The sequence below is a fragment of the Klebsiella sp. OBRC7 genome (assembly GCF_000293135.1).
Classification (GTDB): domain Bacteria; phylum Pseudomonadota; class Gammaproteobacteria; order Enterobacterales; family Enterobacteriaceae; genus Klebsiella; species Klebsiella michiganensis.
Window position 1 is genome coordinate 70,137 of sequence record NZ_ALNJ01000030.1, and the last position, 14,060, is coordinate 84,196.

The window sequence follows — 14,060 nt, forward strand, 5'->3', positions numbered from 1 at the left end:
TGGGCGCACCCAAGTGGGTATGCCCACGAGGGAATTGAATAATCAAAAATTGAGTGACGTTCCGAAAGTTACTTTTTTCTGCACGCCATCATTTTTTGACACTAAAGGTAATGAACTACTCTGGGTATTAGCCTGAGGTGATTTAGTTGCAAACGGATCGACAAATTTCAAGCTTGAATTATTGACCAATTTATCATCTAAATCATTAAATCTATTTTTAATTTCGGAAATGAAACTAGTTACTAAATCATCTCCATCCATGATTTTGTTCAAACGGTCAGTATCACTTAAAAGTAATAACCACTCGCGGAACAAACTCATGTGAAGGGCCGAATCCAAATTTCCATTCGGAAGGTGGTTTAATACGCTTTGAATTGAATCAGCAATTTTAGTTGCCCGATCATCCATAAACATAAAACTAACAACCTTTTCCTTCAAATTAGCAAGTTTCTCTACAAAAGTCTGGTCAATCTTTGGCTTAGTGCAGGAAGCATAAATAGATTCAGCAGTCGCCGCGATATCTTTAATTAAACCCACTGTATAGCGGTCACCTAAATCCTCCCCATCAATTGATATTGGTGTGAAAGGTATAGGGTGGCTAACCTGGAAAAGAAAAGAATTTTCGAAGTCTGTCTTTGTCATTCTCAATTTTTCAATCAAGTCTGCAATTTTGGGACTTCTATCTTTTTCCATCTGAATGTACTCTTCATAACGTTCTAAAGCATTCTGGATACCTTCTTTGAAGTACTCTCGGACGGCTTCAACTTCAATTAAGTACTCCTCCAGTTTAGATGTCGGAAGTATGTTCATTGAGCTGAATGGAATGCAATATTTACGCTTTAAATTACTTAGTCGCGTATGCACGGCGCTTTTAAAGTTCAAAGCCTTGCTGGAAATCCATTGAATTTCAACCTTGCTAACGCTGGACTGGTCTGATACTTCATCTTCAACAAAAAACTGTCTTATTTCATTAGTACGACGGCGACCCTGCGAACCTTCGACATCTACCTTAATGATAACGGCACCATCTTGAAGTTCAGGATGGCGATCAATGAAAGTTTGAACGGATTTGCTGATGTGAGTGGTATCGGCAATAGCAGCAATTTTGATTTTAGCCATGATATTTCTCCAGTGTACACCGGAAAAATATATCCCAGAGGGAAAATATTTCCCGGTGGGGTTTTATAAAGTACGGAATTAAGATTAACTTTCTACTTCAATTGTGAAATTGAAAGAAACATTTCTTCTGGGAACAATTGTTCAAGCAATATATCCGCCCTACTTCTTGCTTCAGAAGATAACTTAGAAGTGAATGCAATTGTGAACCCTACAGAAATTTCTTCATCAAGAACTTTCGAAGTGGCAATCCATGATATGAGTTCACGAATATCCATAACCAACTCGTCGTCTTTCAGATTGTTGAGCTCAAAAGCAACTTTAGCAAACACTCTCAAACATGAAGGACTCAGTTCAGGGAAGTGAGCCTCTGCAGCGTTATACATATCTTTTTCGTCAGGTCTAAACATCGGCAATATTAAAAACCGCTTAATAAATGCAGAGTCTTGAGACTGTGAAGAAGCGAAACGCATATCATCTCCGCTCATGTTCGTATTAGCAGTGCCAATAAATCTTGTGAAACGATTTGCATGAATCAAATCGCCTCCTTCTTTCGCAGTTGCCCACGGTTTACGTTCTAATGGCATATGTAACTTAGCAGCAGTATCGGGATTTATTTTATCAATCTCATCAAGAAGAATGATGTGACCATCACGATAGCCTTGGACAAGGTCACTATATACATACCGTGTATTACCATTTTCCAGCGTTCTCATACCTTCAAGGTCATCAATAGATAATTCGTTATTGATTTGCTTGATGGTGATAGGCCAGTTAAGCATGTGGCTGATATATAATGCCAGCTCAGTTTTACCAGACCCTGACTCTCCTTGCAGACAAATTCCAGCTGTTATCTCATTATTCATGAGCAACTTGATCATTCGACGAAGGGTTATCGGATTTGGACGGTACTTACTATTAAGTAGTGCACGAAAAGGAGTGACTTTTTTGAAAATTGGTACAACGTCATTTTCAGAAAAGCTGCTTACATTAAAATGCTCATTCGCACGAACAAGAATGTAATCATCACAATCTTCGTATTCTACTGCTTTGGTTAATTCATGTGATTCGAAATATTTAATCTCCGATTCTGAGTCTTCATTAGCAGTAAGAGAAACAATATTGAATGTATTATTAGCGGCGGTAGCGTGTGTCATAAATAACCCCATTTCATATATGTATAGTAAAGTCTGTTTTTGATAATGGCTTTTGAAGTGTTTAAAAGTAATCCGTAATCAAATCCGTATGCATGAGAAATAACTTTACATGCATCTGAATATAACCACTGAATATAATCAACGGCTTCAGTTTTTAGGACGTATGAATCTTTAATTCGATCCCATGTCCATGCACCATTCTCACTTAAATTTTCAAGGATTAGCATTTGCTCGTCGAAAATCTTTTTAAAGAGTTTCAATCTGTCTGCTATTGACCATTTTATAATTAACGATCTCCTTGAGTCGCAATAACCTGGATCCAAAAAATCTGACCATTTCAGCGGGCCTATAATAGGGTGTGAAAATGTTAAGTTGTCAGTGTTTAATGAATTGATAAGGTTTTGCATTGACTCTCTTGAACGCACCTCAAGTAAGAGCCTTGACTTTATAAACAGAATAATTTCATCGGGGTCATATCCAAAGTAATGACACACGATTTGAAATTGTTTAGTACAGTACCAGTCTAACTCCAATTTTAATTTAGGTGTTAAATATCGATAACCATGTGAATCGATTTTATAAACCATGGAATGGTCTATATGGTACTGAACAGTTACAAATGATGATTCCATCAACTTATAGAACAATGTGGAAATATGTTCATCAGACCAAACGAAATCATCAAGCTCCTGATATTCATAGGTTGATACGTCACCTATATCAGATTCATTGATTGAAGATGAAACCACAGGTTTATATACCTTCTCCTTAACTTCATCTTCCTCGAATAAAAAGAAGCTAAAACTAAGTTGGTTTTTATTAACAATCCTTTTAAATTTACTACTTAAATGCATGATAGGTCTCTCCAACGGAGAAACCCAAAAGGGATTTCTCCCTATAGGGTTAAAGAAATTTAACGCGTTAAGAACCTTGAAGCGCCAAAGCCTTCTATCGGTTTAGGTACTCTATGAAGCAATTTCTGGGCTTGAACTCTGACGACCGTGAATTCACCAGAAGACACTTTATCAGTAACAAGACAACCAGAAATCATAAGGCTATCACCTCGAATAATTTCCTTAAATTCCTTATCATACAGGTCTTGTGGTATCTTCACCTGGATAGGGGAAACGACCATTTCGACTTTACCATTATTTTCCATTTCTTGTTTGTTATCCAGTATTAACATAATAGTGTCATATTCTGGACGAATTATAACCTTATTAACCTCACCGGAAACACAGACAGTATTAATATGATTAGTAAACATTTAGGCCTCTTTTAAAAAATAAAAAGAGACCCAGAAGGAGTCTCTTTTCTCCTTATGGATGGTATGCGTGTATCTTGTATAAAGAAGACGCTATATATATGACGTTCATTGAATGTAGCTAACGAAGTTATATAAAGTAGAAGCTCCAAAATAGACAACGGCTACACAAGCAGCTCCTTTCAGAACTCTTGTTGTTACCGAATCATAGAAAGAAATAACCTTATTTGGAATTTCAGTGATTGCTTCATCAACTAATGGCTTTTCAGTGAAGGCCTTTGCTTTTAATTCCTCTTCTTTCAATGAGGCTTCAAGCTTAAGCAACTTAGGCATTGAATCAGAAACAACAAAATCAAAACCATCAACTTTGTGGATCATCATCTCTTTAAATGAAAGCCCATAATGTTTATCTTTAAGACCGAACTCTCTCATCAAAGGTTTCAATTTACTGTAAAAGTCATTAAGGTCCTTATGGGGAGATTCTACAGTCTCAATAAAGTTTTCACGTTTATAAAAAACAAAGACTTCATCAATGACAAGTTGAAGCCACTGACTTACTTTAACTGCTCCAAGTTTAATCAGTTTTTCTTTTCCGAAGTTAAGATTTTCTGATGAAACAATAGAGTCAATATTTAACTCGATAAGCCTAACATCCAGAGATGCTAAAAATTCTTCGAGTGTTTTTTCACGTGGAATGTCAGGGAACTCTTCAAGAAGTTGCTCTGCCTCATCGAGAGTGATCTCCTTAATGAAAGTATCGCTAACATTAATGCTGTAGATAACAGAACGTTCAGAACCAACAAGATGCTTCAGTTTTGAACTTTCCTCAAGCGCTTTTAACTCGACTACACGGCTGACAGAATCTGTCATATACCAAATGTAAGCCTTGTCGTTATCAGTGCCCTTTTCAATTTTGCAAATATCACTGCCAGTATTTGATGGTGGAATTTCGTCACCATAGAATACTTTTGCATGCGCCATTAAAATTGAGTCTTTATCAATTTTTTTAGGAGCTTTAGCAGCTGGCTGTGAAGTTTTAGCAGTATTTGATGTTTTAGCACGAGTAGATGTATTAGCAGTTGAATTAGCAGTAGTAGCAGTCATTTTAAGTACCTATTAGTTTAGATTTGAGTAACTAAAACCACATACATAGTTTCAGTTAAAGGTGGCATATGCCGTCGTTTATCACCCGGAAGTAACAAACCGCCTGAATTTATACTTTTCTGGCATTAAGGAGTCCGTAGAAAGTTACTTTTTAAAAGTAAATAAGCTACGAGTTGTGGAAATACAGACGTGAGTAATCGCACCAGCGCCACTCTATGAAAAAGAGGCTCTGGTGTCGCAACTCAAAAATGAGCTATCCATTTATGGATATCTTAGAAGGGGTATAGGTATTAAAACAAACTATTAATAAATTTATACAACAACATTCTTTCATTGTAAACAAAAATCTTCTTTGCCTTCAACCACAGCATATTCACCGGATAACTCAACTACTTTAGGGAACGATTCGGTTATAAATTCAGATGGTTTTCCATGCCACGTTATGTAAAGCTCTGACTCGGCGCGTGTCATTCCTACAAAAAATAATCGGCGCTCCTCCTCAATACCTTCATCCCCAATGGCTTTTGGTGATGGTATTTGGTCATTGTTGCAATTTATAATTATTACTTTTTTCCATTCAAGGCCCTTTGAACCATGCAGTGTGCAAAGACATATTCCACTCTGCTCGGTATCAGTTGGTTCTTTTTTGCTCCCCATCGTCATGCCAGCTGCAATATTAAGCATCTTCAGCCATCCATCTTTGATTGCCCATCGATAGCAGGACATTAATGATAACCGGGTAACTGATGGATCACCTTTAGTATTGAACATTTTGTATCCGGCCATTTCTAACCACTCTTTTATTTTTTTAAACCGGTTTTCTATCTCTTCCTTACTTTGCGTGTCAGTCAACATGAGCGTCATATGCTTATGCAGCATTTTAGTGAGCACAGAAGAATCATTGGGTAAGTCCGTTTGCTGAAAAGTAACTTTTCTGGCACTCATCTGTTTCCATAACACATCAAGGATTTGCTCATCTTCATTTAGAAATGAAAGCACTCGTTTCATCAGACCAACGTTACCAGGCTGCCTGAAGTAGGTGAACAGGTGAAGGATATTACTAGGCTCCAGTCCTTCCCAGAATGATTTACCTCCTATCCGGGTGACCGGCATCTCGAGATAACTTTCCATCTTGTCCAAAGTGGTGTTGTTTCTGCTCAAAATGGCCCAGTCATTTGGGTTCTTCTCCACCAGATCTCTGATAGTCTCAAACTGGTTTTCTGCATCATCAGTTTTCACAAAAGTAACTTTCCCTCTATCTCCTTGCCTTCCTGATACAAGGCTTTTCTCGTAACGTGCCTTGTTCTTGCTTATCACCGCATCAGCAAATTTCAAAATGACTGGGGCACAACGGAAGCACTTTGTTAGATGAAAAACATTGGGGTTGTATGCTTTGTTGAACTGCCTGAAAATCTTTACGCCTCCGGCATCCCTGAAGCTATATATTGTCTGGTCATCATCACCAACTATCGTGGTATTGATCCCTCTTTTGGCGTGTTCTGAAATCCATGTGAATTGAATTCCATCGGTATCCTGTACTTCATCAACAATCAGATGCGTGATACCTAATGGCCTCATTTTATCTGTGCTGAGCATTCCAACAACATATTTTGACAATGAGTTGAAATCTGCAACATTGTCCTTTTTACAAAAATTCATATACTCGTTGTAAAATGCTATTTGGTCACGTGTATATTTTATCTTAATAATATCAGGATTTAGTTCTCGTCCGATCCCATCAATAAATGGCATGATGTCGTACACACCTTCATGGTAGTCCAAATGTTTCTGAACACGAGAAACCATAGCCATCTGTTTGTGACCGATAAGTAGCCCACCTTTCCAGCCGGTTTGATTAACCATTTTTTTTATGAAACCATGAAATGTGTCTACCTCAATCCTACTCATGAGTTGTGGTTCTATCATTTTTTGTAGACTACCTTTTAAAGAATCAGTAGCGGCACGGGTAAAAGTAACCAATGCTACTCTGGCTAAAGGATGTCGCTGAAAAATAGCTTTAGTTCCTTCCTTCATTGTGAAAGATTTCCCACTGCCTGGGCATGCAATCACCATTGTGTTTTTATCCATGTTTCGTATAACACGGTCTTGTTCTTCAGTACTAGATGCCATCTTAGCTCCTTTATATCTAGGTATTTATAATGTCACATCCTGGTGCTTTTTTTTCGTAATAGTATCAACTTTAATTTTTTTCTTTTTTTTCATTTTTTATGGTGATGTGCTTGTAGATTTCTTTAGTTTATGAAGGCAATCCTACTCATGTTGTGTTTCATAAACTCACACTGTTTATGACCTATAAAAGATAAGATTAAAAAATACCCCCTTGCACAAGGAATTTTATATGGAATAATCACTTTAAATAAACCACTGGGACACATAAATGAAAAAGACACTGACCACTGTACTGGCTTGCACACTCCTTGCCGGTTGTGCTACACAACCAACCAGCCCGGAAAACCGCATGTTTACTAAAATGCATGACGTCTACTGGCACTCAGATCGTCAGAAATCCTTGGCAGTAAACGCATACTCATTGGCTGGGGTCCAGGCAAATGTCGAAGAAGCTGAGAATGCTGCTGGAGGCGTCGATGAAGGTCTTGCCTCCAAAATGCTTTTGAATACGGCTACTGGAGCGATCACCGGTGGCCTTAACGCAGGAATCGGAATGTTTACAGCATCTCTTTATAGTGAAGCAGATGCGGAATACATCCAGGCCCCACAATTTGTAGTTTTCGTGCCAAACCCAACCAATCTGCCATACAATGACTCGGCACTTGTTAAAAATGGGGCGAAAATAATTATCGATGCTATCAAAGATCATCCTAAACTAAACAATGCAACTTACTCACAACAAAGCAAAGCTCTTTCTGAATGTACAATAACTAAGTCCTTTATGGGGCCTTGGGATACGTGTGAGACTAAAACTGAAGTACCGCAATCTGGTAGTAATGGAACAACCTTCTTTAAGTATCAAGTAATCCGTCCAGCTACTGGGTCAGAACTAGATGAATTACATATACGAGCTGGTAATTATACAGTTATTCGATATGTCTACTTTATGGTGAAGGGACTATCTTTTGATACCACTGGTTTCCCTGGGTTTACACTAATGCCTCAAACACCAAAAACGGCCCCGGGCTATGCAAGTGTATCTCTTAATGGCGGAGAATATTACTTTATTAAGGGTGATTTAGGATATAAAAAATTCCCTTTAAAAAAAGGCATTGATTAAAATATTATAATCTGACCGGGCTATACCCGGTCAGATAGTTATTTGATAATAGCTCCGGTAATAGGATCCGTGTAAACTGAACCTACTTCGCAGATTGCTGGTCTTGGTAAGTATGAACAGTCAACATTTTCTGCTTTCAAAGCCTGCGTATTCTCTTCCCTCGCTTTTGTCATGTTGACATCACCACCCATTGACTCTAATGCTCGTTCAGATGGTAACTGTGCATTGTCATTCTTATAAGGTCCCATATTAGCAACTGAGCTTTCTGTAAATGTTGCATATTCATCGGGGACCTCCCCTGCTACAACAGCAGATTCAATATATTCAGTCATGTCTATTTTATCCCAGTCAAGTTGCTGAACCTGTGAGATTGTTAATCCAACACAACCACTTTCTATGGGATTAATACCTAATTGAGGATAAGCCTGCTGCATTATAACTCTCGATAATAACGAGTTGTAACAACACATATCCGTTGCTTTTTTAATACATTTCTTTGTGAATCCAACGTTCAGATATTTAACACAGCGGTCGGTATCTATTACAAAACATGCTCCTTGATTCTTGTGTATTGATGCCTCCATTTCCTTTTGGTCACAGGCAAGAAGCATTTCGAGAAGCATTTTTGTTATTTGATAAGCTGTATAAATCCAACCAATAACATTCAAGGCCAACATAAAGTTGGTAACAGCTGAGGAAAAAACAGCCTGCCCGGCTGCACTTGCTGTTTTATCAAAAACAAAGTCCCTAATTGCGTCGGGTAACATGTCGTAAGCTTTATTCATTAACTGCTGTTTAATTGCAGCGAGTCCTCCAGTCTGTAACCCGTCTTTGGTAAGCTCAGTTGCGGCTGCGGAACCACCCCCCTCTACTGTGGTAGATCCAATCAGTTTAGAAACGTTGCCTGTAACTGACTCATACACTGACGTCAGGGGTTCGGTCACTCGTTGCCACATTTGACCCACACTTGACGATACTCCGGACGTCCATTGCCCTACTGAATTAGTCATAGAGGCCCAGGTACCGGATTCGCCTCCAGTCCAGGTCGTCAACTTAGCTGAGATTTTACTCCAGTTTGTATTTCTCAACATGGTACCTGCCAGGATAATGGCTTCAAGCTTACCAGCTGCTCCTTCAGGAGCTTCGCAGCAGTCAGTTTTTGCGAGTCCATTAACAAAACCTACAGAGCGACCGCACCATTGCTTCTCACCAGAAAAAACAATGCAGGAGTTTGAATCATTTGGGTCGCTGCACATTGCGTCACCCTGCATATTCTGGACCATGCTTGTGTAGGCAACAACTTTTCCAAAATCTTTATTTTCCTCATTTGCACCAGTATTACACGTACCACCAGAACATGGGATCATACCTATGCAAGTATTAGACTCATTAGTAATAGTAACGGTTCTTGTTGTACCTTCATCGCAAGTCCATTTTTGTTCATACATATAGCATTGATTCGTGCCTTCATCGAACCATCCTTCTGCACACGATTGTTTTGACATCGAACACGACGAGTTTGTGGAGTATTTGGAGCATGCATCTGGCATGGTCTTTATATCATCGTAGTTGTAACAGGCATCATTCCCATCAGCATCTTTCAAGATATTACCTGATGCGTCATACTGACATAATTTTTCTTTTCCTAGTGGGTCACAGAAATAACCTTCTAGGTTTGTTTTCCAGGTTATATTGTTTGTGTCTCCGTCATAAAGAGGTGACGCATATTGCAGAATAGACTGTGGTAGTCGTTTTGTTCCAACATCCAAATCGTTAAATCTATCAAAGCGACAAAATGAGTCTGTTTTTTTTACAGCTTCATAGCACCCTGCTGGTTCTTGTATGTGTTTGTCTTCAAGTTTAATATTTTCAAATATCAATTCTACTTCAAAATACCCTTCGCCTTTACCACCTACCCATACAGTGGATGACATTTCAACTTCATTGTCTGACTCATCGTATACTGATTTTTTGACTTGTTCAGTAACATCAATAGGCTCTTGTAGTTTATTTGATGTTTTTCTCTCAAGACCATTTCTTGGCGAACCATAACCCGGATCACGATATTCACCATCTATATGTGCGAAAATTTGGGTGTTATCTATTTTGACCTGCATGTGATCATCCCATTCTGCAGAAACTATTTTGGCAGATTTAATGACAGCATCCTGGTGAAAATGAAGTGACATACTATTTTCATGCACGCCCTCATCAAAATAGTCATCACCATGTCGTCCGAACCAGACTCTTATACAATTGTCACCACATACGCTTAGGTCGCCATTTCCTCCTGAAATGTATACAGGAACACTAAATTCACGAGTTATCGTACAACTGCTGTAATTATCCTTTTTAGGTGCATTACAGTAATACTCCTTATAATCTGGAGTGTGTTTGTCAATTGTTGAAGTAGTTGTCTGCGTTGAGCAATTCTGTAGCCACTGCCCTGTTCCGGCTGCTGCATTGGCAATCTCGCTTCTTCCACTCGTGAACATAGGGTCATTTGGTGAAATATTAGGTATAGGATTCGACTTGGTAGCAGACACCAGCGACCGGTAGGCCTGGCCGTCATAGCTGTTTGCTGTAAAAAGCTGACTTTTCCTGTTTTTAATATCCTCTACAAACCCCTTCTCATCCCCATAACTGTCATCTGCATTAAACTGAACATCAGCATTATTTTGCTCTGAACTGTACATTTCAGCCGTATTGGTGCCCGTTATTCTGCCACCAGCATTAGGGTTAGGTTTAATTGATATACTTCCATCTTCATTCCGGGAAAGTAACTTTCCTCCATTTTCAGTTCCATTAATTGTTATGTTATTCCCACTCATCTTTGGAAGTGAAACTGTTCCTGCTATATCAGCTCCGTCTGTTTTTGCAAAGTTTAATACATCCTCATTAGAAAACTGCTTACCACTGTACTTACTCATATCAACACTTGAAGAGCCAGTGTTGTCGTATGAATTCAGTTTCTCAGTGTATGAACCCCCTTCACTACTCTTATATTTTTCCAGAATATTATCTGTCGTAACCGTTGCGGTTCTGTTTGCAGCGGGGTTACTTAGGTCAAAGGTATTTTCAAGACTCTCATATATTTCGTTTGCGGCATAAACCCTTGGGGTCAATACCATGTTTATCAGGGTGACATAATATGCCCAACTCAGTGTGTTAGTTATTATGGATACGGATAAAATCAAAGAAATAATTTTTTTCATATGTTTTACCGTTATCAAGGGATATATCTAACGCAACAGTCATTATATCTCCACAGCATATATACGTAGTTATTAACACCTATTCGTTTACGCCCGCCTTTTCTAGTGGACCAGTCATGGACTGAATCACCTAATCGATGGCAACACTCAGGCCCTTCTGCTTCCGGAACGGGGTATAACATCGACAAACGATATTGCGATCTTGGCATGAAGTAACTAAATCCTCGCTCACACATCGCATCCTTACCCATCGTTTGCATCAGCATTCCTTGTCTGTGAAGCTTTGTTATCATTCGTTGTGTCAGCAAAGATGAAACTCTGACTGAATCGTCGTTCGCAAATACGTGGCCCGTTAACGGATATAGATTGCCATCGCATCCGGCGCAAAAGTGTGCACTCAAGTTATCTGCCCCTGCAGTCACTTTGACGCAGTCTGCTGCACACCACATAGAAGCAATAGGGTTTGCAAACACTACAGCCTCTGGATTCAGAACGAGCGTAAGAAGGTCATTTTCCCAAAGAGGGTCTACCTCACTTATATATGTCAGAGACGGATCAATGTATGGCTCGGCCGTACAATCCCCCATGATGAGAAGCTTTAGCATGACCAGTATCGGGAATTCCCATAAATGAACATCATAAAACCCCGCTTCGTTACCACCTTTCGGTTTATTGGTAGCGCCTTTGCCCATATCAAAACTCGATGCCTGCAGGCTTACACCTTCGAGAACTGGTGAACACCACGGGGACTGAACTACTTCAACCATTTTTACTGGTTGAAAGAACGAAAGCTGCCAGCCAACCTCAGGAACCCCGTTCTGGTCAGTACAGAAACAAACAGGTTCTGAAGGGGCGGCTCCTTCTGGTGCTTTACCTACTCCCATAATTCTCATAGGGAAAATACAGCTCCAGCAAATATTTTTGATCAACCCTTTCCATACGCCAGCTGATTGACAAATTCCACTACCGTTTTCAGCACCTATTGCCATACCAGGCAGCGCCAGGCTTAGCATAATTGCTGTGAACGCAGGTAAAAGTAACTTTTTAATCATTGCGCCACCTCTTTTTCTGATTGCTGATTAATTCGGGTGTACTCGCGCACATCAGCTTGGGCAAATTGCTGGACTTTGAAATATGTGTTTTCAACGGAAATAATTGATGGAGTGGCTTTGATTAGAAAACGGTTAATGATTTCGGGGTTGATTTTGTACATTTGTCCATAAAACTGTCCACGGAGCTCTTCCAAATGTTTCCAGCCATCTTCACGTTTGATTCGCGTAAAGACAGGCATGACCTTTCCTTCTCCAAAACGGTGCATAAACTGTATCTTCGCCCAGGTTAACTGCTCTGAATTCATTGGGTCGAAGATGATCATGGTAAGTTTCTGAGGTAATTGTGCTAGAGGGTTACCTCTTTGACCGGCAGCTGCCAGAAGATTTCCTTGATTATCTTTAATATCTTCATTTACCTGAATAGTTGGGTCGATATACCAGATTTTATTTTCGTCTGATACAGGAAGGGAGGCCATCCATTGATTTTGCCATGTCGATTTTAATGCATTCTTCTTGGCTGCTTCCCAGTCATATTTATTACTGCGCTCCTCCAGTTCCTGTATTATGCTCTTCTCTTTTACAGGGAATGTTTGGGCAGTCACCGGGAAGGATGTTTTTTCAGGGTTTTCTTCTATCTGTTTCATGAAGTACTTGATGTTAATCGACCCGCTGATCTTATAGGTCTTATCATCTTTTTTGTAAACCATAGTTGGTACTTCTTTAACGCTATACTGCGTAAAACTTTCCGGGTCGAGAGTGACTAAAGGTTCATTTTTTATTTTTGCATTCGCTATATAATTACGCAACACTACCTGCATCTGAATTAGGTTTTCAACACCATCCTTAAGTCCCCGGAACACAACGCGTGCATTATTTTCTGATGCCGTTTTAATCAGGTCAGTCAAAACATAATCTGGCATGCTGAATGATGCAAATATCGTCAAACCATTATCAGTTGATAGTTCTTCATTTTTATTGTTATCCAGTTTCCGTTCAAAGTCCTGTGCTGTAATTCCCGACTTCCCGAACATTTTTTCTATGCTTGATGACTGCGTTCTCATCGTTTCGTTTTTTGTCTGATTTATCTTTTCAGCATCCTCTGAAAACACTTCAGTGGGTTGGTTTTCCTTAATGTCCTTAGCTACTTCACTCATGGTGTTCGCTTCTCGTAGCTTACCTGTATGTTCAATTACAGCCCGGACGCTGTCAGATACAGAGCTTGGATTGTAACGAGGCGTACCGACGACCGACTCCATACTTTGAGTTCCAGCTGGTTCAGCTGAGTCACTAGCATGTGTAAGAGGAGTTACTAACAGACAGCAAAAAAGTAACTTTTTGAGGCATTCAGAAGATGGCATATGCTTTTCCTGTGATTGTCGTTTCTGGTACTGTTCCCCAAAAACGGGAATCCCATGAGTAGTCGGTTTGTCCTACAACAAATATATGCCCGGCGGGAACCGTCACTTCTCGGTTCAGGATTTCTGGTGCAATTTGATATTTTTTCACAATACGGCTTCCATCGACCGGGAATAGACGATCTCCGTTTTTAACGTATGTATCGGTAATCTGGATTTTGTCCCCTCCCTTCCCCGCGACAATTTTAATTACTTTATCGCCAGCCTTAATGAATCTCGCATCCCTGTCCATTGTAAAGTTAATCATATCTCCTATTTCATATTGCTTGTCGTGGTTATCCACCATGTAATATTCAGCAGGAATGCAACCATAGAGCAGTCCGTGGCCCAGCGTGAACCTGGTAAAAAATAAATGTATCAATACAGAAATTATAACAAAGTGCAAAATTAGTGATTTATCGACTTGTAATAAACCCCTACGTTGCGGTGAAAGATACCTTAGAGACATCAACATATAATGTGTCCTGAGTGATTATTTCAGATCATT

11 protein-coding genes are annotated in these 14,060 nt (G+C 39.5%); 1 reads left to right on the forward strand and 10 read right to left on the reverse strand.

The features are described 5' to 3' along the window. Positions 1-42: 42 nt before the first annotated feature. From HMPREF1144_RS08350 to HMPREF1144_RS08375, 6 genes are all read right to left on the reverse strand, one after another. Positions 43-1,119 carry a DUF3150 domain-containing protein gene (locus tag HMPREF1144_RS08350; protein ID WP_009652461.1) on the reverse strand — a complete coding sequence of 359 codons (1,077 nt, stop codon included), beginning with the start codon at positions 1,117-1,119 and terminating at the stop codon, positions 43-45. A gap of 92 nt (positions 1,120-1,211) precedes the next feature. Beyond that, positions 1,212-2,273 carry an ATP-binding protein gene (locus HMPREF1144_RS08355; protein WP_009652428.1) on the reverse strand — a complete coding sequence of 354 codons (1,062 nt, stop codon included), beginning with the start codon at positions 2,271-2,273 and terminating at the stop codon, positions 1,212-1,214. Then, positions 2,270-3,127, reverse strand: coding sequence for a hypothetical protein (locus HMPREF1144_RS08360; RefSeq protein WP_009652467.1), 858 nt, complete (start codon positions 3,125-3,127; stop codon positions 2,270-2,272). The genes HMPREF1144_RS08355 and HMPREF1144_RS08360 overlap by 4 nt, the downstream gene beginning before the upstream one ends. Positions 3,128-3,186: 59 nt before the next feature. Further along, positions 3,187-3,540 carry a hypothetical protein gene (locus tag HMPREF1144_RS08365; RefSeq protein ID WP_042927270.1) on the reverse strand — a complete coding sequence of 118 codons (354 nt, stop codon included), beginning with the start codon at positions 3,538-3,540 and terminating at the stop codon, positions 3,187-3,189. Positions 3,541-3,645: 105 nt separating this feature from the next. Further along, positions 3,646-4,641, reverse strand: a complete 996-nt coding sequence (locus HMPREF1144_RS08370; RefSeq protein ID WP_009652468.1) for a hypothetical protein — start codon at positions 4,639-4,641, stop codon at positions 3,646-3,648. A gap of 330 nt (positions 4,642-4,971) precedes the next feature. Then, positions 4,972-6,771, reverse strand: a complete 1,800-nt coding sequence (locus HMPREF1144_RS08375) for an ATP-dependent helicase (RefSeq protein WP_009652406.1) — start codon at positions 6,769-6,771, stop codon at positions 4,972-4,974. Positions 6,772-7,039: 268 nt separating this feature from the next. Between HMPREF1144_RS08375 and HMPREF1144_RS08380 the strand changes: the two genes are divergently transcribed. Beyond that, positions 7,040-7,891, forward strand: a complete 852-nt coding sequence (locus tag HMPREF1144_RS08380; protein WP_227500428.1) for a hypothetical protein — start codon at positions 7,040-7,042, stop codon at positions 7,889-7,891. Positions 7,892-7,929: 38 nt separating this feature from the next. Here HMPREF1144_RS08380 and traN read toward each other — a convergent pair whose 3' ends face one another. Genes traN through lepB form a run of 4 tightly spaced genes read right to left on the reverse strand, consistent with a single transcriptional unit; the run spans position 7,930 to position 14,027 of the window. After that, a complete protein-coding gene (gene traN / locus HMPREF1144_RS08385) occupies positions 7,930-11,106 on the reverse strand; it encodes a conjugal transfer protein TraN (RefSeq protein ID WP_009652421.1) in 3,177 nt (1,058 codons plus the stop codon). Positions 11,107-11,120: 14 nt separating this feature from the next. Further along, on the reverse strand, positions 11,121-12,158 hold the full coding sequence (gene trhU, locus HMPREF1144_RS08390; RefSeq protein WP_009652382.1) for an IncHI-type conjugal transfer protein TrhU: 1,038 nt from the start codon (positions 12,156-12,158) through the stop codon (positions 11,121-11,123). Beyond that, a complete protein-coding gene (locus HMPREF1144_RS08395; RefSeq protein WP_042927272.1) occupies positions 12,155-13,516 on the reverse strand; it encodes a TrbC family F-type conjugative pilus assembly protein in 1,362 nt (453 codons plus the stop codon). The genes trhU and HMPREF1144_RS08395 overlap by 4 nt, the downstream gene beginning before the upstream one ends. After that, positions 13,503-14,027, reverse strand: a complete 525-nt coding sequence (lepB, locus tag HMPREF1144_RS08400; protein ID WP_042927273.1) for a signal peptidase I — start codon at positions 14,025-14,027, stop codon at positions 13,503-13,505. The genes HMPREF1144_RS08395 and lepB overlap by 14 nt, the downstream gene beginning before the upstream one ends. Between the last annotated feature and the right edge of the window lie 33 nt (positions 14,028-14,060).

What these genes read in the sequence shown, in the direction of transcription:
- HMPREF1144_RS08350 (WP_009652461.1), bottom strand. Translation starts at nt 1,119, where the DNA reads ATGGCTAAAATCAAAATTGCTGCTATTGCCGATACCACTCACATCAGC.
- HMPREF1144_RS08355 (WP_009652428.1), bottom strand. Translation starts at nt 2,273, where the DNA reads ATGACACACGCTACCGCCGCTAATAATACATTCAATATTGTTTCTCTT.
- HMPREF1144_RS08360 (WP_009652467.1), bottom strand. Translation starts at nt 3,127, where the DNA reads ATGCATTTAAGTAGTAAATTTAAAAGGATTGTTAATAAAAACCAACTT.
- HMPREF1144_RS08365 (WP_042927270.1), bottom strand. Translation starts at nt 3,540, where the DNA reads ATGTTTACTAATCATATTAATACTGTCTGTGTTTCCGGTGAGGTTAAT.
- HMPREF1144_RS08370 (WP_009652468.1), bottom strand. Translation starts at nt 4,641, where the DNA reads ATGACTGCTACTACTGCTAATTCAACTGCTAATACATCTACTCGTGCT.
- HMPREF1144_RS08375 (WP_009652406.1), bottom strand. Translation starts at nt 6,771, where the DNA reads ATGGCATCTAGTACTGAAGAACAAGACCGTGTTATACGAAACATGGAT.
- HMPREF1144_RS08380 (WP_227500428.1), top strand. Translation starts at nt 7,040, where the DNA reads ATGAAAAAGACACTGACCACTGTACTGGCTTGCACACTCCTTGCCGGT.
- traN (WP_009652421.1), bottom strand. Translation starts at nt 11,106, where the DNA reads ATGAAAAAAATTATTTCTTTGATTTTATCCGTATCCATAATAACTAAC.
- trhU (WP_009652382.1), bottom strand. Translation starts at nt 12,158, where the DNA reads ATGATTAAAAAGTTACTTTTACCTGCGTTCACAGCAATTATGCTAAGC.
- HMPREF1144_RS08395 (WP_042927272.1), bottom strand. Translation starts at nt 13,516, where the DNA reads ATGCCATCTTCTGAATGCCTCAAAAAGTTACTTTTTTGCTGTCTGTTA.
- lepB (WP_042927273.1), bottom strand. Translation starts at nt 14,027, where the DNA reads ATGTTGATGTCTCTAAGGTATCTTTCACCGCAACGTAGGGGTTTATTA.